Raw genomic sequence first — 21760 nt, 5'->3', positions numbered from 1 at the left:
CAAGTTGACCGAGGGGAGCCGGACGGTCGTGATGTGGCGTGGCCCGTGTCCCGTTGTCGGTGAGCTGGAGTCGCGCGCTCGTGCGCTGGTGGCGGCGCGACCCGGTCTGCTGCGGCTGAGATCCGTCGGGGTCTCGCGGGGCGGGCGCCCCTTGTGGCTGCTCACCGCCGGACATGGGCCGCGTGACGTTCTCGTCGTGGCCGGCGCGCATGCGAACGAACCGGCGGGCGGGGCCTCCGCGCTCGCTCTCGCCGGGTACTTCGCCCTCGACCCCGACGTGCTCGCGCGGACCGGCAGCACGTGGCACTTCCTGCTCTGCCTCGATCCGGACGGGATGCGGCTGGCCGAGCGCTGGTTGCACGGGCCGCGCTCCGTGGAGGGGTACTTCCGGAACTTCTACCGGCCCGCGTTCACCAGCCAGCCGGAGTTCCTTCCCGTACAGGGCGAGGACCGGGCCCCGATGCCCGAGTCGCAGGCCCTGGTGCGGCTCATCGACGAGCTGCGCCCCGCTGTCCAGTTCTCCTTGCACGGTGTCGAAGTCGGCGGTTCCTTCCTGCAGCTGACGCGCGAGACCCCCGGCGTGGCCGAGGCGTTCCGCCAGGTCGCGGCCCGTCAGCGCGTCCCCCTGGAGCTGCGCCCCTTCGACGGCATGGGCTGGTACGTCGATGTCCCCGGTGTGCTGGTGCTGCCCGGGGCGCAGGCCGCCGACGAACGCGATCCGACGGGTTTCACGTCCGAGGCCACCTGGACGTACGCCATGCGGCACGGCACGGTCTCCGCCGTCGTCGAGACGCCGTACTGGGCGGTGTCCGCGGTGAGTGACGCGCGCCCCACGGCCGGCAGCCGCGAGCGTGAACTCGCCCGGCTCGCCGAGGTGTTGCTGAGCCGGACCAAGCAGCTCGAAGCGGTGCTCGGGGAGTGGACGTCCCGGGTGCCCGAAGAGCGCCTGCCCTTCCTCGCCGCGGCCCAGGAACTCATCGAGGTCGCCCCGGGCATCGTCGACACCTGGACGTCGTACGACGCGCGGGAACTCGGCGCCGCCGAACTCGCCGCCACCGTCGGCAACTCCGTCTCCCTGGGCATCTCCGCCCGCCGCACCCCGCTGCGCGCCGCGGCCATGCTGCGGGGCGCCCTCGGCGAGCGGCCCGCGCACGCGGACGCCGCCGTCGCGGCCCGGCTCGACGGCCTGGTCGGAGACTGGTGCCAGGACATGGAGCGGCAGTACGAGCCCCGCTGGGTGCCGCTGACGGTGCAGACGAACCTGCACACGCAGACGATGCTCGAGGTCGTAGGCGCACGGGCGTGAGAAAGCCGCAGGGGCGCCCCGCACCTGGCGGGACGCCCCTGCGGGCTGGCTCGGCGGCGCCGGACTACGCGTCAGCCTCCTGCGCCCGAAGCGCGCGCTCCACGCCCGCGCGGGACTCCGAGACCAGGCGGCGCAGGGCCGCGTTCGGTTCGGCTGCGGTGAGCCAGGTGTCCGTCGCGTCCAGGGTGGACCCGGAGACCTGGATCGCCGGGTAGAGGCCGATCGCCACCTGCTGGGCCATCTCGTGGGAGCGCGACTCCCAGACGCCCTTGACCGCGGCGAAGAACTTCTCCGTGTACGGGGCCAGCAGGTCGCGCTGGTCGGTCTGGACGAAGCCGCCGATGACCGCTTCCTGGATCGCGTTCGGGAGCTTGTCGGACTCCACGACCGACGCCCAGGCCTCCGCCTTGGCCTCGGCGGTGGGGCGCGCCGCGCGGGCCGTCGCCGCGTGGCGCTCGCCCGCAGCGGTCCGGTCCCGCTCGTACTCCGCCGCGATCTCCGGCTCGTCGTAGCGGCCGACCGCCGCGAGCCGCTCCACGAACGCCCAGCGCAGCTCCGTGTCGACGGCCAGGCCCTCGATGGTCTGCGTGCCCTCGAGGAGCGCCTCGAGCAGGTCGAGCTGCTCCGGCGTGCGGGCCGTCGCCGCGAACGCGCGGGCCCACGCCAGCTGGTGGTCGCTGCCCGCCGCCGCCGCCCGCAGGTGGGCCAGCGTCGCCTCGGTCCAGCTCGCCAGCGCCCCGTCGCGTCCCACGGGGGCCGCGTACAGGTCGATGGCCAGCTTCACCTGGCGGTGCAGGGACTGCACGACGCCGATGTCGGTCTCCTTGCCGATGCCCGACAGGACCAGCTCCAGGTAGGCGCTGGTGGGCAGTTCGGCGTCGCGCGTCATGTCCCAGGCCGAGGCCCAGCACAGGGCGCGCGGCAGGGACGACTCGAAGTCGCCGAGGTGCTCGGTGACGAACGCGAGCGACTCCTCGTCCAGGCGGACCTTCGCGTACGACAGGTCGTCGTCGTTGAGGAGGATCACGGCCGGGCGGCGCTTGCCGGCCAGCTGCGGGACCTGGGTCAGCTCGGTGGCCGTGACGTCCAGCTCGACGCGGTCGGCACGCAGCAGCTTGCCGCTGTCGTCATCGAGCTCGTAGAAGCCGATCGCGATGCGGTGCGGCCGCAGCGTCGGCTCGCCCTTGGCGCCGGCGGGGAGCGCGGGGGCCTCCTGCCGGACGGCGAAGGACGTGATGACGCCGTTCGCGTCCGTCTCGATCTCCGGGCGCAGGACGTTGATGCCGGCCGTCTGGAGCCAGGCCTTCGCCCACGCCGTCAGGTCGCGCCCGCTGGTCTCCTCCAGCGCGCCGAGCAGGTCGGACAGGCGCGTGTTCCCGTACGCGTGGCGCTTGAAGTACGCCTGCACGCCCTGGAAGAACTCGTCCATGCCGACGTACGCGACGAGCTGCTTGAGGACGCTGGCGCCCTTGGCGTACGTGATGCCGTCGAAGTTGACGAGGACGTCGTCGAGGTCGCGGATCTCGGCCATGATCGGGTGCGTGGAGGGCAGCTGGTCCTGCCGGTACGCCCACGTCTTCATGGAGTTGGCGAACGTCGTCCATGAGTGCGGCCAGCGGCTGTCCGGCGAGTACGCCTGGCAGGCGATCGACGTGTACGTGGCGAACGACTCGTTCAGCCAGAGGTCGTTCCACCACTCCATCGTCACGAGGTCGCCGAACCACATGTGGGCCAGCTCGTGCAGGATCGTCTCCGCACGCACCTCGTACGCCGCGTCCGTCACCTTCGAGCGGAACACGTACTGGTCGCGGATGGTGACCGCGCCCGCGTTCTCCATCGCGCCCGCGTTGAACTCCGGCACGAAGAGCTGGTCGTACTTGGCGAACGGGTACGCGTAGTCGAACTTCTCCTGGAACCAGTCGAAGCCCTGCCGCGTCACCTCGAAGATCGCGTCCGAGTCGAGGAACTCGGCGAGCGAGGGCCGGCAGTAGATGCCCAGCGGCACGGACTGCCCGTTCGCGCCCTCGTACGAGGAGTGCACCGAGTGGTACGGGCCGACGATCAGGGCCGTGATGTAGGTGGAGATGCGCGGCGTCGGCTCGAAGTGCCAGACGTCATCCTTCGGCTCCGGGGTGGGGGAGTTGGAGATGACCGTCCAGCCCGTCGGCGCCTTCACGGTGAACTGGAAGGTCGCCTTCAGGTCCGGCTGCTCGAAGGAGGCGAAGACGCGGCGCGCGTCCGGGACCTCGAACTGCGTGTACAGATAGGCCTGCTGGTCGACCGGGTCGACGAAGCGGTGCAGGCCCTCACCCGTGTTGGTGTACGCGCAGTCCGCGACGACCCGCAGCTCGTTCGGCCCGGCCTCCAGGTGCTTGAGCTCGATCCGCGAATCGCGGAACACGGAGGCCACGTCCAGCGAATGCCCGTTCAGGACGACCTCGTGGACCGCCGGGGCGACCAGGTCGATGAACGTGTGAGCGCCCGCCTTTGCGCTCTCGAACCGCACGCTGGTCACGGACCGGTAGGTGCCGCCCTCCTGCGCTCCCGAGAGGTCGAGATCGATCTCGTACGACTCGACTTCGAGCAGTTTCGCCCGCTGCTGCGCCTCTTCACGGGTCAGATTGGTGCCAGGCACGCGGTCATCTCCTAGATCCGGTCTACGTTTGTGACGTTCCGGTCATCCTTCCACGAGGGAAGCGGCGAGCGCGATGTCCGTTTTCCGCCGGTGAACCCGCGCGCGCGGGACCAGCCTGGAGGACATGACCAGGTACACGGCACGGCCCATCGCACCGGCCACCCTCAAGGAACTGCGGGACGCCGACGACGCGGGGCGCCCGTGCGTCGCGTTCACCGCCGCCGACGACGCGGCGATCGGCTCCCCGCTGCGCTGCTGTCTGCGCTCCGTCGAGCCCGGCGAGAGGGTCGCGCTCGTCTCGTACGCGCCGCTGCGGCGCTGGAGCGAGGCCACGGGCGCGTACCCGGGCGCGTACGACGAGCAGGGTCCGGTCTTCATCCACGCCGACGACTGCGAAGGGCCGGCGCCGCACGCCGGCGGCTACCCCTTCGGCCGGCCCGGCGCTCTGCGCACCGTGCGCCGCTACAACGCCGACGGGCACATCGTCGGCGGGCGCCTCCTGGAGATTCCCGAGGACGCGACGGCCGGTTTCGACGCGGCGTTCGCCGACGCGTTCGCAGACCCGCACGTGGCGCTCGTCCACGTGCGGGCCCTGGAGTACGGCTGCTTCCAGTTCGAGGTGCGCAGGCCGCAGCCGTAAGGGGGCGGGCGTCAGCCCTTGAGCTCGGCCGCCACCAGCTCCGCGATCTGCACCGCGTTCAGCGCGGCGCCCTTGCGGAGATTGTCGTTCGAGACGAACAGCGACAGGCCGTTCTCCACGGTCTCGTCGCCGCGGATGCGGCCCACGAACGAGGCGTCCTGGCCGGCGGCCTGGAGCGGCGTCGGGATGTCGGAGAGCTCGACGCCGGGGGCGCCGGACAGGAGCTCCGTGGCGCGCTCGACGGACAGGGGACGCGCGAAGCGGGCGTTGATCTGCAGCGAGTGCCCGGAGAAGACCGGCACGCGCACACAGGTACCGGAGACCTTGAGGCCCGGGATCTCCAGGATCTTGCGGGACTCGTTGCGGAGCTTCTGCTCCTCGTCCGTCTCGTGCAGACCGTCGTCGACGATGGCGCCGGCCAGCGGCAGCACGTTGAACGCGATGGGCCGCTTGTAGACCTGCGGCTCGGGGAACTCGACCGCGGAACCGTCGTGCGTGAGCTTGTCCGCCTCGGCGACGACCTTCTGCGCCTGGCCGTGCAGCTCGGCGACGCCCGCGAGGCCGGAGCCGGAGACCGCCTGGTAGGTGGCGACGACGAGCGCTTCGAGGCCGGCCTCCTCGTGCAGCGGACGCAGGACCGGCATCGCGGCCATCGTCGTGCAGTTCGGGTTGGCGATGATGCCCTTGGGGCGGTTCGCGATCGCGTGCGGGTTGACCTCGGAGACGACCAGCGGGACCTCGGGGTCCTTGCGCCAGGCCGACGAGTTGTCGATCACGACCGCGCCCTGGCCCGCGACCTTCTCGGCCAGCGCCTTGGAGGTGCTGCCGCCCGCGGAGAAGATGACGATGTCGAGGCCCGTGTAGTCGGCCGTCGAGGCGTCCTCCACCGTCACACCGTCGATGACCGTCCCGGCCGAGCGGGCCGAGGCGAACAGGCGCAGCTCGTCGACCGGGAAGTCCCGCTCGACGAGGATCTTGCGCACGACCGTGCCGACCTGACCGGTGGCTCCGACGATTCCGACCTTCACAGGGGTTTCCTCCGTACATACACGACATACACGAACAGAAAAGCGGGGGTGCCGTTCCATGATGCGTCTGTCCCCGTCCGCCTTGTCCAATCCATTGTCCGTGGTGCGGGGCGCCACATTCATCCCCGTCTCACGGTGCGAACGTTTCACCCGGTCCCGGCGTCCTAGGGGAAACGCGGGCGAGCCAGGGGGAGGGGAGGGGCATTGCTGCGCAGAAGAACGCGCCGCGCGGAGGCGGCCGATCCGCTGGATGCCGCACAGGAGGACCGGGTGCGGGCCGTCCTGTCGCTGGGCGGGGTACCGCACGGCGACCTTCAGGACGGCGTGCAGCAGGTGCGGCTGCGACTGCTGGAGCGGGCCGCGCGGGGCGACGAGGCGCCGCGCGACGTGTCGGCCTGGGCCGCCGTCGTCGCCTCGAACCTCGCGATGGACTGGCACCGGGCCCGCCGCCGCCAGGAACGGCTCGGCGAGCGGCTCGCGTCGCTGCGCCAGGAGCAGCGCGCGGAGGACGGCGCCGAGTCGCGGGTCCTGTCGCTGGCGGTGGCACAGGGCCTGGACGAGCTGCCGGACACCCAGCGTCAGGTCGTCGTCCTGCGGTTCTACGCGGATCTGCCGGTCCGGGCGATAGCCGAGGAGCTGGGCATCCCGGAGGGCACGGTCAAGAGCAGGCTGCACACGGCGGTACGGATGCTGCGGGCGCGGCTGCGCGAAGGGGAGGTGGTGTGACATGGAGCGCGAGGACCGCATGCTGATGCTGGTGCTCACGGGGGAGCCGCTGCCGCCGGACGACCGAGACGATCCGGAGTCGGTGGCCGTGCACGCGGCGGCCGAGGCGGATGTCGCGCTGCTGGGGGACCAGCTGCGGGGGATCGGGGACGCGCTGGCGGCGCGGACCGGGCCGGGCCGTGTGCCCGCGCCCCGTCCGGTGGTGGTGCCGCGGCCCCGGCGGCGGCCCGTCGCCGTCGCGTTCAAGGCGCTCGCCGCGGTGTGCGCGGCCGGGATGCTCGGCGGGCTCGCGTGGCTCGCGGTGGACGGCGGCCCCGGGGTGAGCGAATCCGCGAGCGACAAGTCCGCGAGCGACGCCAAGGGCAACGCCAAGCCAGGCGCACAGGAGGGCGGGGACCTCACCCCGGAGGGCTTCGTGGCGTGCTCCCGGCTCATGGTGGAGGGCACGGTCGACCGGGTCACGCCCGAGCCCGGCGGGAGGGCCGACCGCATCACGCTGACCGTGACCCGTTACTACAAACCGGCCTCGGGATCCGGGAAGGTCACGTTCCTGATGGATCGCGACGTGGACCCCCGCCTGAAGCCGGGCGACCACACGCTGATCACCGTGCCCAAGCGCACGAACGAGCCGGACAGCTGGGCCACTGGCAAGGAGATCAAGCCCCTGCGCGACATGATCGTCAAGGCGCTCCCCGGCTCCCGTGGCCTGAAGTGCGGCCAGGGCGGCGGCCCCGGAGCGTGAGCCACGGGCCGACGGCAAGGGGCGGGCGCCCGTACGGACGCCCGCCCCTCCTGTCATCCGGTCACCGTTACGGCGTGACCTTCTCGATCTTCACGCTGCCGAGCCCGGCGACCGTGCCGCGCCCGTTCAGGAGCTGTACCTCGCCGAAGAACTCGCGGCCCTCCGGCGCGGCCGCCGCGGCGACGACGTCGGCGGTGACCTGGGTCGTGTCACCGTTGCCGAGCTTCACGGACTTCGCCTCGTCGACCTTGACCTGGCCGAGCGTCGGGGAGAAGAACACGTCGCGGTAGTCGTACTCCGTCGAACCGGACGGGACCGAGTAGCCCACGACCTCGACCGTGTACGTGCCGGCGGCCGGCTTGCTGATGCTGACGGCCTCCTCGGAGTCGCCGTCGGCGGACTGCCCGACCTGGTTGCCGTCCTGGTCGTAGACCGTCAGGTCCAGGTCGGCGGCGTTGTCGGAGACCCCGCCGATGGCGACGTCCAGACGCTCGGCGCCCGCGGGGACGACGACCGTGGAGGTCTGCGTCTCACCCTCCTTGAGGGAGGGACGCGCCGTCTTCGACGAGCCGAGCGGACCGCCCTTCAGCTTGCCGTCGAGCGCAGCGAACTTGTTCGTCACCTTCCAGGAGACGGCGGCCGGGGTGCCGACCTTGGCCTCGGGGACGGTCTGCACGGCCGGGTCGAAGGCCGCGCCGAGCACGGCGACGTCCAGCTTGTACGGGTTGTCGAGCTGCGGCGACGTGCGGCGCGCCTCGACCTCGATCTCCCAGACGCCGGCCTGCGGGTCCGCGTACGAACGCAGGTCGGGGCGGCAGACGTTGTCCGGGTTGTAGTTCGGGTAGCAGCTCGGCGTCGCCGTGTCGTCGACCGGGACACCGTACGGGTGCATCGAGATGAAGCGGGTCTGGCTCTTGTCCTTCAGACCGCCCATCGCGACCTCGAGGGACTTCGCGCCCTCGGGGACCGTCAGGAAGTACGACTTCGTGCTGTTGCGCTGCACGGAGCCGGAGTCGGAGAACGTGTACGACGGCTTCGCGAGCGGCGTCGAGACGACGACGGTCGCCATGACCTGCTGGTCGACGCCCTCGGTGCGCGGGTCGTCCACCTCCAGGACGGCGCTGCGCAGACCGGCGCTCTTCGGCGCGGCCTGCACCTTGACGGTGACCGGCTTGTTCAGCGGCAGCGAGACGGTGTCGTCGCCGAGGATGCGGAACGTGGAGCCCGAGTTGTTCTTGAGGGACAGCTCGTGGCGGACGGCGCGGTCCGGGCCCGACGTGCGGGTGACCGTGACGTCGTAGGTCTTCTTCTGGCCGGCCTTGAGGCCGCCCTCGCGGTCGTAGATGCCGGTGCCGAAGCCCGGGTCCTTGAGCGCGTAGTCGATCGCGGTGTCGACCGGGGCCTTCACCGTGTAGGTGTGCGCGTCCGCGCCGCGCTTGATGGACTTCCACGCGTCGACGATGTCGATGAGGCCGGAGCCCTCGGCGTACGCCTGCTCGCCACTGATGTGCTTCGCGGTCGAGGTGAGCGCCGTGCGCAGCTTCGCCGGGGTGAGCGCGATGTGCTTCTGCTTCGCGGCGGAGAGCAGCAGGGCCGAGGCTCCCGCGGCCTGCGGGGACGCCATCGAGGTGCCCTGGAGCATCGAGTAGCCGGCCGGCAGGGTGTAGCCCGCCTCGGCGACCGGGGAGCCCGGCAGCCAGGTCTGCGTCGTGTTGATCGCGGCGCCGGGCGCGGTGATGGTCGGCGTGAAGCCGCCGTCCTCACGCGGGCCGCGGGAGGAGAACGGCATCATGGCGTAGCGCTTCGTCACGCCGGAGCCGTAGTTGGCGGCCCAGGTGTCCTTGGAGATGGACGCGCCCACGGAGATGACCTTGTCGGCGAGGCCGGGGTCGCCGATGGTGTTCGCGCCGGGGCCGGAGTTGCCCGCGGAGATCACGAGCTGGACGCCGTAGGTGTCGATGAGGGTCTTGTAGAGCTCGGAGCGCGCGTTGTTGCCGTCGTTGAGGGCGGGCAGGCCGCCGATCGACATGTTGACGATGTCGACGCCGCGCTTGGTGACGAGGTCGATCATGCCCTCGGTGAGCGCGACGTTGGTGCAGCCGCCGGACCAGGTGCACGCGCGCGAGGAGACGATCTTCGCGCCGGGCGCGGCACCGCTCATCTTCCCGCCGAACAGGCCGTTGGCGGAGGTGATGCCCGCGACGTGCGTGCCGTGCTCGGACTCGATGACGCCGATGTTGACGAAGTCGGCCTTCTTGCCGGTCCAGTCGCCGCCCAGCGGGTCCATCGGGACGTCCTTGCGGATCTCCACGACGAACGGGATCCGCTCGACGACGTCGGTCGCCGGGTTGTCCTTGCCGAAGTACCCGATCTGGTAGCCGTCCTTGTACGGCTTCATCGGGGTGTCGTCGGTGAAGTCGGCGTTGTCGTTCAGGTCGACGGTGACCGTGCCGGCCTTGGCGTCGTAGAGGACGGCCCAGGAGTCGGTGGTGTCGCCGTCGCGGTTCAGGTCGCCCTTGGCGTCGCCGCCGGTGGTGGCGGACTCCTTGAACGTCGAGACCTGGTACGAGCCGGCCGCCGCCTTGAAGGTCCGGCCGCCGAACGTGAACGTCGGGCCGGACACGTTCGTGACCATCGCGCGCCAGGTGGCGTCGCCGTCGACGAGCGGGTCGGTCGAGGTGACCCAGTCGACGATCTTGCGCTCGCCGGTGGTGGTCTTCTGGAGCGCCGGGTGGCCGAGGTCGACACCGGAGTCGAGGATGCCGATCGTGACGCCGCGGCCGTCGGCCTTCGGGTTGTCCTTCACGAAGTCGACGGCGCCCGTCTCGAAGGACGGGTTGTACGGGTTCTTCGCCGGGGTGTTCCTGCCGGGTGCGGCGTACGAGCCCGCGGCGCCCGTCGAGCCCTTGGCGGTGTCGCCGGCCGGGGTCGGGTCGTCGAGCTCGATCTCGTGGCGCAGGTCGATGCCGTGCACGGACGAGAGCTTCTCGGCCGCCTTGATCGCGGCGTCCGCCCGGGCGGTCGGCACGGTGGCGCGGACGTAGCCGAGCTTGTCGTAGGTCCGGCCGACGGAGCCGCCCTTGACGGCGTCGAGCTGGTGCGCGACCTGCTCGGTCGCGCCGGGCGCGGTGGCGACCATCATGGTCACGTTCTTCGCGCCGGACGCCTCGGCCTGGTCGAGGAGCTGCGCGTCGGCCGAACCGAGCTTGTCACCGGCCGACTTGACGGGTGCGTCGGCCGCCGGAGTGGTGTCCGTGTCCGCGGAGTAGGCCAGGGGTATCGGCCCGGCTGCGGTGAGCGCTGCGACGAGGCCGGCGGCGGCCGCGAGCCGGGCCGCCCGTCTCGCTCCGGATATCGGTGCGCGCTGGGGATCGAGGGTCATCAGCATCCCTGTACGTAAAGGTCGGAAAGGGTCCGGAATTCGGTGCCGGATGACCGGTCAGCTTTACGTAAGTGACGCCTGTTTGGGGAGAGTTGCCCGTGACGTGATCAGGCCGTGGCGTACTTCCGCCATACGCCACCGCGGACAAAGCGCCGCATACGGGGAATCGTGGGCGCCGGGGCACCGACCCGCACGTTCACCACCCCGACCCACCGCCGACCGCATAACGTCACCGTGTGCACAGGGAACTGAGGGTCGCGGCCTACGCAGTCTGCGTACGGGACGGGCGGGTGCTGCTCGCCCGCTGGGTGGCCGGCGACGGCACCAGACGCTGGACGCTGCCCGGAGGCGGCATGGACCACGGCGAGGACCCGTACGACACCGTGGTCCGCGAACTCGACGAGGAGACCGGCTATGCCGTCGAGCCCGTCACCCTGATCGGCGTCCACTCCGTCCTGCGCCGCTACCCGCGCACCCTGGGAGCCGTCGCCGACTTCCACGGCCTGCGCCTCGTCTACGAGGGCCGGATCACCGGCGGCGAGCTGCGCCACGAGGTGAACGGCTCCACCGACCTGGCCGCCTGGCACGCCCTCGACGACGTGCCCCACCTCGCCCGCGTCGAACTCGTCGACGTGGGCCTCGAACTGTGGCGCGACAGGCCCCCCGCGGGCCACGTCTTCCCCGAAAAGTGAACGTGGAGTGACCGGCTCCTCTCCGGCACACGAGGCGTGCGTGACCGCGCAGGGTGGTCGGTGATCCACGTGGCGTGATCGGCGCTGCCCGTTGCCGCCGCGTTAACGCGCAGGTCATCCCCGATGTCAACGATCCAGTACGAGCGGGTAGTTCTGCCACGGCGAGCGCCCCGCGACCACTGCCGAAGCGTTCGCACTCGGGGAGATCGCGCCATGCCGCGCATACGCTCTGTCGCCGACACCGCTGCCTCAGCCACCGCCGCCAAGGCCGCCTCCATCGCCTCGGCACTCGACCGCCGCACCTTCCTCGCCGCGTCCGGAGCCGTCTCCCTGACGGCCGGGATCGGCTACGCGCTCGGCGGCCCCGCCACGGGCAGCGCGGCCGCGGGCCCCGCGGCGCCGCCCGCGCCGGGACCGGTCCTGGCCGCCGTCTCCCGCCGGGCCCCCGCCGCCCCGCTCGCGCCCTACACGCGCGGCACCACCCTCGGCTCCGTCGCCTCCGCCCCGGCCGGCGCGGGCTACCGGCGCCTCGGTGACGGCCCCGCCTGGCAGCGCGTCGTCCGCGGCGACCTCGCGTCCGCCAAGTCCGGGCGGGAGAGCCGGCGCACCGCGCTCGCCGCGTTCGTCCAGTTCACCGACCTGCACCTGGTCGACGTACAGCACCCCCTGCGCTACGAGTACCTGCGCTCCCGGACCGCCAGCGCCTGGCGCCCCCAGGAGTCCCTCTCGGTCGCCGGGGCGGTCTCCCTCGTGGAGCGGGTCAACGCGCTGCGCGGGGCGCCCGTCACCGCACAGCCCCTGCACTTCGTCATGACGACCGGCGACAACACCGACAACAACGCCAAGTCGGAGCTGGACTGGTTCCTGAAGGCGATGAGCGGCGGCCGCATCACCCCGAACACCGGCGACCCGCGCCGCTACGAAGGCGTGCAGGACAGCGGCCTCAAGCTGTACTGGCACCCGGACGCCGCCCTGCGCGACGCCGACAAGCAGCTCGGCTTCCCCCGCATCGACGGCTTCCTGGACGCCGCGATCGGTGAACTGCGCAGCCCGGGGCTCAACCTGCCCTGGTACTCGACCGTCGGCAATCACGACGCGCTGCCCGGCGGCTGCTACGCGCCCGGCGACTCCTTCTTCGCCGAATTCGCCGTGGGCGGACGGAAGTTGATGGAGCTGCCGGACTCCGCCGGCAAGGCGATCTGGGACAACGTGAAGAACGGCGGCGACCCCAAGGGCCATGCCTTCAAGGAACTCCTCAAGTCCCGGGCCCGCCACATGCGTTCGGTCACCCCGGACGAGTCCCGCGCCCCCTTCACCCCGGCCGAGTACCTCAAGGCCCACCTCGACCCCGCGCACACGGGCCCGGGCCCGCACGGCCACGGTTACACGCAGGCCAACGTCGACGCCGGCACCCAGCACTACGCCTTCCGCGTCTCGGACGACATCCTCGGCATCAGCCTCGACACGACGGACCCCGGCGGCCACTACGAGGGCTCCATCGGCACGGCCCAGCTCGACTGGCTGGAGCGCACCCTCAAGGAGCACGAGAAGAACGACGGCTCCCACGTCCTCGTCTTCAGCCACCACACCAGCAAGACCATGCGCAACCTCCGCCAGGACCCGCACCACCCCGGTGAGGCCCGGCACGGCGGCGACGAGCTCCTCGCGCTCCTCGGCCGCCACCGGAGCGTCCTGGCCTGGATCAACGGCCACAGCCACAAGAACGCCATCACCCCGCACGCGGGCCCCGAAGGCCGCTCCTTCTGGGAGATCTCGACGGCGTCCCACGTCGACTTCCCGCAGCTGGCCCGCGTCATCGAGATCACCGACAACCACGACGGCACGGTCTCCCTGTTCACCACGCTCATCGAGTCCGCGGCCCCGCACCGCACCGACTTCACCGACCTCAGCCAGACCGGCCTCGCGGCCCTCTACCGCGAGCTCTCCTTCAACGCCCCCGGATCCCGCGCCACCCTCTCCGGCACCCCCGGCGACCGCAACACGGAACTCGTCCTGCGCAAGGCCTGAGGCGCACGGGCTGAGAACGGCTTGATCCCGCCCAACCCGCACACGGCCCTCAACCCCTCCCCGTGACACCTGAGTCCCCCAGGCCGACCGCAGCACACAGCTGTCGAACGTCGGCGAAGGAGACACGAGATGTCAGTACGTACCGGACTGGTGGGTGTGGCCGTCATGGCGTCGGTGACGGCGGGGGCGCTCGCGACCCCTGCTCTCGCCGACGCGCGGGGCGCAAACGGAGACGGACACCGGGCGACGCAGCGGGCCATGGACGCCGCCGTCGCGGCGGGCGTGCCCGGGGTGACGGGGCAGGCGACGGACAAGTACGGGACCTGGAAGGGCACTTCGGGCCTCGGCGACCTGCGGACGGACACCCCGCGCGGTGACCAGGACCGCTATCGCGTCGGCAGCATCACCAAGACGTTCGTCGCGACGGTCCTCCTCCAGCTGGAGGCCGAGGGCAGGCTGAGCCTGGACGACACCGTCGACCAGTGGCTGCCCGGCGTCGTCACCGGACACGGCCACGACGGCCGGAAGATCACCGTCCGCCAGCTGCTCAACCACACAAGCGGGATCTACAACGTCACGGAGGACAAGGGCTTTCAGCAGACCGTCTTCAGCCGCGACGGCTTCCTGAAGCACCGCTACGACACCTGGACACCCGGCGAGCTCGTGTCCGTAGCCATGGCCCACAAGCCCGACTTCGCGCCCGGCACGTCCTGGAACTACTCCAACACCAACTACGTGCTGGCCGGCATGATCGTGAAGGAGGTCACCGGCCACTCCTACGCCGACGAGATCCGCCACCGCATCATCGAGCCCCTCCACCTGCGCGCCACCAGCCTGCCCGGCACCACCGTCACCGTGCCGCGCCCGGCGAGCCGCGCCTACTCCAAGTTCCCCGACGACCCGGACAAGAAGACGTACGACGTCACCGAGCTCAATCCGAGCCTCGCCTCGTCGGCCGGAGAGATGATCTCCGACTCGGCGGACCTGAACCGCTTCTACTCGGCGCTCCTCGGCGGTCGGCTGCTGCCCGCCGCGCAGCTCGCCGAGATGAAGAAGACGGTCCCCGTGCCCACGGGGAAGGGCGAGCCCGAGGTCGGCTACGGTCTCGCCCTCATGCGGCAGAAGCTGAGCTGTGGCAAGGAGATCTGGGGCCACAGCGGCGGCATCCACGGCTCCAGCTCGGATGCCGTGACCACACGCGACGGCCGCCACACCCTCTCGTTCAACTTCAACGGCGACTGGACGGGCGACAGCCAGTCCGTCATCGAGGCCGAGTTCTGCCCGAAGTAGCCGATACGGCCGACCGGTTGAGCGGCCGTTGGCCGCCGGAGTTCAGCGCGGCAGCACCATCACGTACGCCGCCGGTTCGCGGTCCACGGACGCCATCAGCGCGGTCCGTACGACCGTCGCCTGCTGTTCGAGGGACTCGCGCAGCTTGCGCGGCGTGATGTGGACGACGGTGATCCCGAGGCGCTCCAGGTGCTCGCGCTTGCGGGCGTACTCGGACCACTCCAGGCCGTCGCTCTCCTCCTGGAGCTCGGGGCGCAGATCCTGCCGGGGTGCCCGGGTGTCCAGCTCCACGGCGACGGCCTGGTCGGGCCAGTACGCGTCGATGCCGCCGAGGTGCGGGCCGCCGGGCAGGCGCAGGTCCACGTTCCACAGCGGGTCGGTCAGGCCGTACTCGCGCACCATCTCGTACAGACGTTCCTCGGCGATGGCGCGCCCCTCGGCGAGCAGCGAGTCCACGGCGTCGATGACGTGCGGGCGGGTGAGCAGCCGGGCCTGGTTCAACTCCCGTACCACGGCGGCTGGTTCGCAGTGTCCGCCGCGGACGGCCTCGGTGAGCAGGCGCCGCACCGCCCCCGCGTCGGCGAGCTGGGCGACCGCGTCCGCGAGGGCGCGCGGCACCGGCGCCACCGGCACCCCCGCGATCCGCTGCGGCGCGGGCATCCCGTGACTGCGCACGAGCCGGGCGAACCCGGTCGAGCGCAGCCGCCGGGTGCGCGGCACCATGACGTCGATCCGGTCGAGGGAGAGCAGCGGGGGAACGGACACGAAGCGGTGCAGGGCGAGCGCGGCGAGGCCCGTGATCATCGCGTTGGCGTAGGGGGCCTGCGGCGCGGCCTGCGGGGGGTGCGGCTCGTTGGGGGTGGTCTGCGTGGGCACGGCGACAGCGGTACGGGTCTGGGGTCGGCCCGCGTACAGGAGGACCGCGTGCAGCCGTTCGTCGGCGGTGGGCGGGCCGGGGTGGAGCAGGAACACGCCGGGCAGGAGCTGCTGCCAGGAGCCGCCCGGCCTGCACTGCTCGTTCAGGGCCGCGGAGTTGACCCCGTGCGCCTTGAGCTGGGCGGCGCTCAGCACGCGCTGCCGGCAGTCGTCGAGGTGCTGGAGGGGGCGGGGGGACAGCGGGGTGTTGTGGTTCATGACCCGGCCATTCCCGGCACCGGCCGGGCCTCTAACCGCTGTTACACGCCCGTCGACAAAGAGGGACAAGCCTGCCCTAAAGTACGGGCGTTCGACTGCCGAGAAGGGCAGGCGGGGCGGCGGGTTACGGCCGGAAGTACCCGCGTTCGGTAACTCCCGGCCGCAGCCGCCGAGTTGTGCTCCGAAGGACTACATCCCGGCAGTCGCGTCGCACACCTGCGCGCGCAGAGCGCGGGCCAGGTCGTCGCGGGCCTCCAGGACGAGACGGCGCAGCGCGGGCGCCGCGTCCTCGTGCGCGGCCAGCCACGCGTCGGTCGCGTCGAGCGTGCCCTGCGAGTCCTGGAGCGAGGGGAACAGGCCCTTCACCACGTCCATGCCGATCTGGATGGACCGCTCCGCCCAGACGCGCTCGATCGCCGCGAAGTACCGCTGTGCGTACGGCGCGGTCAGCTCGCGCTGCGCCGGCTGCTGGAAGCCCGCGATCGTCGCCTCGACCAGTGCGTTCGACAGCGCGTCCGACTCGACGACCTGCGCCCAGGCCTGCGCCTTCACCGCGGCGGACGGGCGCGCCGCGAGGCAGCGCACCTGGTGCCGCCTGCCGGACGCGGTGTCGTCGCGCGCCAGCTCCGCGTCGATCACCGACTCGTCGGCCGCGCCAGTGGCGGCGAGCGCGTTCACGAACGACCAGCGCAGCTCCTGGTCGACATCGAGCCCGTCGATCTTCGCCGTCCCGTCGAGCAGGCCGCGCAGCAGCTGGAGGTCGGCCTCGGTGGACGCGACGGAGGCGAAGAACCGCGCCCACGTCAGCTGGTTCTGGCTGGCCGGCTCGGCGAACCGCAGCTCCCGCAGGGCGCCCTCGGCGAGCTGCCGGCTGCCCTCGGCGCGCCACTCGGGCGCCGCGTAGTGCGTGACCGCCGAGTTCGCCCAGGTGTGCAGCATCTGGAGGACGCCGATGTCGCTCTCGCGACCGGCGAACCGCAGCACGAGGCCGATGAAGTCACGCGCGGGCATGAGCCCGTCCCGCGTCAGGCTCCACAGCGCGGACCAGCACAGCGCACGCGCCAGCGGGTCCTCGATGTCACCGAGGTGCTCGCGCAGGGCGGCCAGGGAGTTCTCGTCGAAGCGGATCTTGCAGTACGTGAGGTCGTCGTCGTTGACGAGGACCAGCTCGGGCGCCTCCGCGCCGGTCAGCTCGTCCACCACGGTCCGCGGTCCGTCCACGTCGACCTCGGCGCGCGCGTACCGCACGAGCGCCCCGCCCGCGCCGTCGCGCCGGTAGAGGCCCACGGCGACGCGGTGCGGCCGCAGCGTGGGGTGGGACTCGGCGGCCTCCTGGAGGACGGCCAGCTCGGTGACGCGCCCGTCGGCGCTCAACGTCACCTGCGGGGTGAGGGAGTTGACGCCCGCCGTCTGCAGCCACGCCCGCGACCAGCCGACCATGTCGCGCCCGCTGGTCTCCTCCAGGACGGACAGCAGATCACCGAGCTGCGTGTTCCCGTACGCGTTCCGCTTGAAGTAGCGCCGCGCGCCTTCGAGGAACGCCTCGCGCCCCACGTAGGCGACGAGCTGCTTCAGGACGCTCGCGCCCTTCGCGTACGTGATCCCGTCGAAGTTGAGCTTGGCGTCCTCCAGGTCACGGATGTCGGCCGTGACCGGGTGCGTGGAGGGCAGCTGGTCGGCGCGGTACGCCCACGCCTTGCGGTTGTTGGCGAAGGTGATCCAGCCGTTGGTGAAGCGCGTCGCCTCGACCATCGAGAACGTCCCCATGAAGTCCGCGAAGGACTCCTTGAGCCACAGGTCGTCCCACCACTGCATGGTGACGAGGTCGCCGAACCACATGTGCGCCATCTCGTGCAGGATGACGTTCGCGCGCCGCTCGTACGACGCCTGCGTCACCTTCCCGCGGAAGATGAACTCCTCGCGGAACGTGACACAGCCCGGGTTCTCCATCGCGCCGAGGTTGTACTCCGGCACGAACGCCTGGTCGTACTTCCCGAAGGGGTACGGGTAGTCGAAGTGGTCGTGGAAGAAGTCGAGCCCCTGCTTCGTCACCAGGAACACGTCGTCCGCGTCGAAGTGCGGGGCGAGCCCCTTGCGGCACAGCGCGCCGAGCGGGATCTCCAGCTTCGTACCGTCCTCGAAGACCCGCTCGTAGGACTCCGTCACATAGTGGTACGGGCCCGCGACGATCGCCGTGATGTACGTCGAGATGGGCTTGGTCTCGGCGAACTGCCACACGCCGTCCACGAGTTCACCCGCGCCGTTCGACCAGACCGTCCACCCCTCGGGCGCCTGCACGCTGAAGCGGTAGGGCGCCTTGAGGTCGGGCTGCTCGAAGTTGGCGTACACGCGCCGCGAGTCGGCGGGCTCGTACTGCGTGTAGAGGTAGACCTCGCCGTCCTCGGGGTCGACGAAGCGGTGCATGCCCTCGCCGGTGCGGCTGTAGGCGCACTGGGCGTCGACCACCAGCTCGTTCTCGGCGGCCAGGCCGTCGAGCGCGATCCGCGTCCCGTCGAAGACGGCCGCCGTGTCGAGGTCCTCGCCGTTGAGCGTCACCGCGTTCACGGAGGGCGCGATGAGGTCCACGAAGGTGGCGGCGCCGGGCTCGGTGGCCCGGAACCGGATCGTGGTCACCGAGCGGAACGTCCGGGGACCCTCGCCCTCGGTCTCGCCGATCGCGGACCGCAGATCGAGCTGGACCTCGTACCCGTCGACGGACAGCAGACCCGCCCGCTCGCGGGCCTCGTCGCGGGAAAGATTCTCTCCGGGCACGGGTGGCACTCCCTTGTGACTCGACTGGCTGCACTTGTGGTGCGATCAGGACCGATCCTGCCATGTGCTCCTGACGGCGGACAGCGGGAATGGCACGCGCGTGCGGGACGTTGCCGAGGGGAGTCAACGACACGGATTACACGAGGAGAACCATGTCCGAGAAGACCCCCGTCGACTTCTGGTTCGACCCCCTGTGTCCCTGGGCCTGGATGACCTCACGGTGGGTCCTCGAAGTGGAGAAGGTCCGCGACATCGAGGTCAGGTGGCACCTGATGAGCCTCGCCGTGCTGAACGAGGACAAGCTCGACGACCTGCCCGACGAGTACCGCGAGCTCCTGGAGACGAAGGCCTGGGGACCGGTCCGCGTCGTCATCGCCGCGCAGGAGGAGCACGGCGCGGAGGTCCTCGGCGACCTCTACACCGCGCTCGGCACGCGCATCCACAACGGCGGCGAGGGCCCCACGAAGGAGGCCGTCGCCGCAGCCCTGGAGGAGGTCGGCCTGCCCGCCTCCCTCCTCGACCACTGGGACGGCACGAAGTACGAGCCCGAGCTGCGCGCCTCCCACAAGGAGGGCATCGACAAGGTCGGCCAGGACGTCGGCACGCCCGTCATCGCCGTACCCGGCGCGGACGGCGAGCAGATCGCGTTCTTCGGCCCGGTCGTCACCCCGGCCCCCAAGGGCGAGGAGGCCGCGAGGCTCTGGGACGGCACGCTCCTGGTCGCTTCGGTCCCCGGCTTCTACGAGATCAAGCGCACGCGGACGCAGGGGCCGGTCTTCGACTAGGCGAACGTGTCGGGGAGGGTGTCGCCGTGCCAGTACCGGAAGTGGTGCTGCACGCGTCGGCACGTGCCGTTGGTGCAGCGCCGGTAGTTGTTCGCCTCACCCTTCTTGGCCCAGGTGGCGACGTACTTGAGTTCCTCGGGCTCGAGCCGGCGGAAGAGCTGAAGCTCGTCGTGGCAGTTCTGGCAGCGTTTGGAGGGGTCCGTCATGGGCCTACGGTGCCCCGGAAGCACGTGAACCGAAAGACCCCCGCGAGTCATGTCCTCGCGGGGGTCCTTCCTTTTTCCGCCCGCCGTCGCGAAGGCTGAGAAGACGATCACGAGGCGGGACGCTTCAACGGCTCAGGTGCTCAGGTGCTCAGGGGGCGACCAGCAGGTTGAACGCCCGGTCCTTCGCGGCCGCGTACCGCTTGGCGACGTCCTGCCAGTTGACGACGCGCCACATGGCCTCGATGAAGTCGACCTTCTGGTTCTTGTACTGGAGATAGAAGGCGTGCTCCCAGGCGTCAAAGACCAGGATCGGGACCGAGCCCTGGCCGACGTTGCCCTGGTGGTCGTAGATCTGCTCGACGACCAGGCGCCCGCTCACCGGCTCGTACGCGAGGACGCCCCAGCCGGAGCCCTGCGTCGTGGCGGCGGCCTTGGTCAGCTGGGCCCTGAACCCGGCGAAGGAGCCGAAGGAGGCGGTGATGGCGTCCGCGAGGTCGCCCACGCCGTCCGCGGCCAGCGGCTCGCCGCCGCCGTCGCCGGTCATGTTGTGCCAGTAGATGCTGTGCAGGATGTGGCCCGAGAGATGGAACGCGAGGTTCTTCTCCAGGCCGTTGATGGCGCCCCACGACTCCTTGTCGCGGGCCTCCTCCAGCTGCTCCAGGGTGTCGTTCGCCCCCTTCACGTATGCCGCGTGGTGCTTGTCGTGGTGGAGCTCGATGATCTGCGGATTGATGACCGGTTCGAGCGCCGCGTAGTCGTACGGAAGTTCAGGAAGCGTGTAAATGGCCATGTCCGAGCCCTCCGACTGCGTACTGCGAGCTTATTGCAAGTGATGTGCAAGTGCAGGCTAACAGCAGTAGTGGGTGGTGCAACGCGAAGGACCCCCCGGCCAAATGGCCCGGGGGTCCTTCGCGTTGCTTCGGTGCGGGGGAGCGCTACTCCTTCTTCCCGTTCTTCTCGGCGAGCTTCTGGCGGGTGTAACCCACGGCCGCCAGGATCACGGTCAGGCCGCCCGCGTAGTAGAGCTGCTCGCGGGTGCCCTCCTCGCGCGCCATGAGGACGAAGATGACGGCCATGCCGGCGAGGGCCACCCAGGTCAGGTAGGGGAAGGCCCACATCTTCACGACGAGCCGCTCCGGTGCCTCCCGCTCCAGCCTGCGGCGCAGTCGCAGCTGTGAGGCGGCGATGAAGAACCAGACGACGAGGATGATGGCGCCGATCGTCTTCAGCAGCCACTGGAAGATGTCGTCGGGCCGCCAGTAGCTGAGCAGGACGCAGACGAAGCCGAAGACCGTGGACAGCAGGACGGCGACGCGCGGCACCCCGCCCTGGATCTTGCCGATGATCCTGGGGCCCTGGCCGCGGGCGACCAGCGAACCGGCCATGCGCGAGGCGCCGTAGATGTTGGCGTTCATCGCCGAGAGCAGGGCGATGAAGACGACGATCTTCATGATGAGACCGGCGGCCGGCAGATCCAGGTACTCCAGCGTGGCGACGTAGGACCCCTTGTCCGGGTCGACCAGTGCCTTGGCGGACCACGGGATGAGCGCGACGACCACGACCATCGAGCCGACGTAGAAGAGCGCGATGCGCCACATCGCCGTACGGACCGCCTTCGCGACGCCCTGCACCGGGTGCTCGGACTCCGCCGCGGCGATGGTCACCGTCTCCAGACCGCCGTAGGCGAAGACGGAGGCGAGCAGTCCGGCGATGAGTCCCTCGGTGCCGTTGGGCATGAAGCCGCCGTGCCCGGACAGGTTCTCGGTGCCCGGCGCGTCGGTGCCCGGCAGCAGGCCGGTGATCGCCAGCACGCCGATGACCAGGAACGCGACGATCGCCGCGACCTTGAGCGTCGCGAACCAGAACTCGAACTCACCGAAGTTCTTCACGGCCGAGACGTTCGTGGCGGTGAACACGAGCATGAACAGCGCGACCCAGGCCCACTCCGGCACACCGGGGACCCAGCCGTGCATGATCTGCGCCGCGCCGATGCCCTCAAGACCCACCGCCACGCACAGCAGGAACCAGAACGACCAGCCCGAGGTGAACCCGGCCCACGGGCCGATGCCCCGCTCCGCGTGCACGGAGAACGAGCCGGAGGCGGGATACGCGGCGGCCATCTCGCCGAGCATGCGCATCACGAGCATCACGAGCGCGCCCGAGATCGCGTAGGCCAGGATGATCGACGGGCCGGCGGCCGCGATGGCGGTTCCGGAGCCCACGAAGAGGCCGGCGCCGATCACTCCGCCGAGCGCGATCATGGAGAGATGGCGCTGCTTGAGACCGCCCGACAGCGACGGCTCGGCCGGCGACTGATCGATCGGCTGCGCGTCGACCGGCGACTGCGCGGACGTCCGAGACATGGATGTGCCCTGTTCATTAGCTGAGACGGGG

Annotated in this window: 16 protein-coding genes; 8 read left to right on the top strand and 8 right to left on the bottom strand. The window is 70.8% G+C overall.

All coding sequences use genetic code 11. The features are described 5' to 3' along the window. Positions 1-88: 88 nt before the first annotated feature. Complete coding sequence (locus AC07EJ_RS17845; RefSeq protein WP_478884486.1) at positions 89-1306, top strand: M14 family zinc carboxypeptidase; 1218 nt, start codon at positions 89-91, stop codon at positions 1304-1306. A 64-nt stretch (positions 1307-1370) separates the two neighbouring features. On the opposite strand, the gene pepN (AC07EJ_RS17840) is transcribed toward AC07EJ_RS17845, so the two are convergent. Then, a complete protein-coding gene (gene pepN, locus AC07EJ_RS17840) occupies positions 1371-3941 on the bottom strand; it encodes an aminopeptidase N (RefSeq protein ID WP_478884485.1) in 2571 nt (856 codons plus the stop codon). A gap of 124 nt (positions 3942-4065) precedes the next feature. Here pepN (AC07EJ_RS17840) and AC07EJ_RS17835 point away from each other — a divergent pair, with 124 nt between their 5' ends. Then, the gene (locus AC07EJ_RS17835; RefSeq protein WP_478884484.1) at positions 4066-4581 is read left to right on the top strand and encodes a DUF1203 domain-containing protein; all 516 of its coding nucleotides are present in this window, start codon (positions 4066-4068) and stop codon (positions 4579-4581) included. Between the two features lie 11 nt (positions 4582-4592). Here AC07EJ_RS17835 and AC07EJ_RS17830 read toward each other — a convergent pair whose 3' ends face one another. Beyond that, complete coding sequence (locus tag AC07EJ_RS17830; protein ID WP_389477416.1) at positions 4593-5609, bottom strand: aspartate-semialdehyde dehydrogenase; 1017 nt, start codon at positions 5607-5609, stop codon at positions 4593-4595. A 204-nt stretch (positions 5610-5813) separates the two neighbouring features. Here AC07EJ_RS17830 and AC07EJ_RS17825 point away from each other — a divergent pair, with 204 nt between their 5' ends. Continuing rightward, entirely contained in the window at positions 5814-6335 is a 522-nt protein-coding gene (locus AC07EJ_RS17825; protein ID WP_100594182.1) for a sigma-70 family RNA polymerase sigma factor, read from the top strand. 1 nt (position 6336) lies between these two features. Continuing rightward, positions 6337-7077: a hypothetical protein gene (locus tag AC07EJ_RS17820; protein WP_389477418.1), complete on the top strand. Its 741-nt coding sequence runs from the start codon at positions 6337-6339 to the stop codon at positions 7075-7077. Between the two features lie 67 nt (positions 7078-7144). On the opposite strand, the gene AC07EJ_RS17815 is transcribed toward AC07EJ_RS17820, so the two are convergent. After that, a complete protein-coding gene (locus AC07EJ_RS17815) occupies positions 7145-10459 on the bottom strand; it encodes a S8 family serine peptidase (protein ID WP_389477420.1) in 3315 nt (1104 codons plus the stop codon). A 236-nt stretch (positions 10460-10695) separates the two neighbouring features. On the opposite strand from AC07EJ_RS17815, the gene AC07EJ_RS17810 reads away from it, so the two are divergent. The 3 genes from AC07EJ_RS17810 to AC07EJ_RS17800 all read left to right on the top strand — a co-directional run bounded on the left by AC07EJ_RS17810 (position 10696) and on the right by AC07EJ_RS17800 (position 14469). Next, positions 10696-11151, top strand: coding sequence for an NUDIX hydrolase (locus AC07EJ_RS17810; protein ID WP_389477422.1), 456 nt, complete (start codon positions 10696-10698; stop codon positions 11149-11151). Positions 11152-11364: 213 nt separating this feature from the next. Further along, positions 11365-13179, top strand: a complete 1815-nt coding sequence (locus tag AC07EJ_RS17805) for a TIGR03767 family metallophosphoesterase (protein ID WP_478884483.1) — start codon at positions 11365-11367, stop codon at positions 13177-13179. A 129-nt stretch (positions 13180-13308) separates the two neighbouring features. Then, on the top strand, positions 13309-14469 hold the full coding sequence (locus AC07EJ_RS17800; RefSeq protein ID WP_393582034.1) for a serine hydrolase domain-containing protein: 1161 nt from the start codon (positions 13309-13311) through the stop codon (positions 14467-14469). A 42-nt stretch (positions 14470-14511) separates the two neighbouring features. Here AC07EJ_RS17800 and AC07EJ_RS17795 read toward each other — a convergent pair whose 3' ends face one another. Both AC07EJ_RS17795 and pepN (AC07EJ_RS17790) read right to left on the bottom strand, forming a co-directional pair. Continuing rightward, positions 14512-15603: a hypothetical protein gene (locus AC07EJ_RS17795; protein ID WP_478884482.1), complete on the bottom strand. Its 1092-nt coding sequence runs from the start codon at positions 15601-15603 to the stop codon at positions 14512-14514. A gap of 189 nt (positions 15604-15792) precedes the next feature. Further along, positions 15793-18375, bottom strand: a complete 2583-nt coding sequence (pepN, locus tag AC07EJ_RS17790; protein ID WP_393582033.1) for an aminopeptidase N — start codon at positions 18373-18375, stop codon at positions 15793-15795. 152 nt (positions 18376-18527) lie between these two features. Between pepN (AC07EJ_RS17790) and AC07EJ_RS17785 the strand changes: the two genes are divergently transcribed. After that, a complete protein-coding gene (locus tag AC07EJ_RS17785; protein WP_389477433.1) occupies positions 18528-19160 on the top strand; it encodes a mycothiol-dependent nitroreductase Rv2466c family protein in 633 nt (210 codons plus the stop codon). On the opposite strand, the gene AC07EJ_RS17780 is transcribed toward AC07EJ_RS17785, so the two are convergent. The 3 genes from AC07EJ_RS17780 to AC07EJ_RS17770 all read right to left on the bottom strand — a co-directional run bounded on the left by AC07EJ_RS17780 (position 19157) and on the right by AC07EJ_RS17770 (position 21729). Beyond that, positions 19157-19366: a hypothetical protein gene (locus AC07EJ_RS17780; RefSeq protein ID WP_389477435.1), complete on the bottom strand. Its 210-nt coding sequence runs from the start codon at positions 19364-19366 to the stop codon at positions 19157-19159. The genes AC07EJ_RS17785 and AC07EJ_RS17780 overlap by 4 nt on opposite strands. 148 nt (positions 19367-19514) lie before the next feature. Continuing rightward, positions 19515-20156, bottom strand: a complete 642-nt coding sequence (locus tag AC07EJ_RS17775) for a superoxide dismutase (protein ID WP_393582032.1) — start codon at positions 20154-20156, stop codon at positions 19515-19517. Between the two features lie 145 nt (positions 20157-20301). Further along, positions 20302-21729 (bottom strand): amino acid permease, encoded by a 1428-nt coding sequence (locus AC07EJ_RS17770; RefSeq protein ID WP_389477439.1) that lies wholly within the window; start codon positions 21727-21729, stop codon positions 20302-20304. Positions 21730-21760: the final 31 nt, after the last annotated feature.

It is taken from the genome of Streptomyces sp. NPDC045026, assembly GCF_056432625.1.
This window is presented reverse-complemented; position numbering and strand designations above follow the sequence as displayed.

Coding starts and splice junctions, on each gene's coding strand:
- AC07EJ_RS17835 (WP_478884484.1), top strand. CDS start 4,066: ATGACCAGGTACACGGCACGGCCCATCGCACCGGCCACCCTCAAGGAA.
- AC07EJ_RS17820 (WP_389477418.1), top strand. CDS start 6,337: ATGGAGCGCGAGGACCGCATGCTGATGCTGGTGCTCACGGGGGAGCCG.
- AC07EJ_RS17815 (WP_389477420.1), bottom strand. CDS start 10,459: ATGACCCTCGATCCCCAGCGCGCACCGATATCCGGAGCGAGACGGGCG.
- AC07EJ_RS17805 (WP_478884483.1), top strand. CDS start 11,365: ATGCCGCGCATACGCTCTGTCGCCGACACCGCTGCCTCAGCCACCGCC.
- AC07EJ_RS17800 (WP_393582034.1), top strand. CDS start 13,309: ATGTCAGTACGTACCGGACTGGTGGGTGTGGCCGTCATGGCGTCGGTG.
- AC07EJ_RS17795 (WP_478884482.1), bottom strand. CDS start 15,603: ATGAACCACAACACCCCGCTGTCCCCCCGCCCCCTCCAGCACCTCGAC.
- AC07EJ_RS17785 (WP_389477433.1), top strand. CDS start 18,528: ATGTCCGAGAAGACCCCCGTCGACTTCTGGTTCGACCCCCTGTGTCCC.
- AC07EJ_RS17780 (WP_389477435.1), bottom strand. CDS start 19,366: ATGACGGACCCCTCCAAACGCTGCCAGAACTGCCACGACGAGCTTCAG.
- AC07EJ_RS17775 (WP_393582032.1), bottom strand. CDS start 20,156: ATGGCCATTTACACGCTTCCTGAACTTCCGTACGACTACGCGGCGCTC.
- AC07EJ_RS17770 (WP_389477439.1), bottom strand. CDS start 21,729: ATGTCTCGGACGTCCGCGCAGTCGCCGGTCGACGCGCAGCCGATCGAT.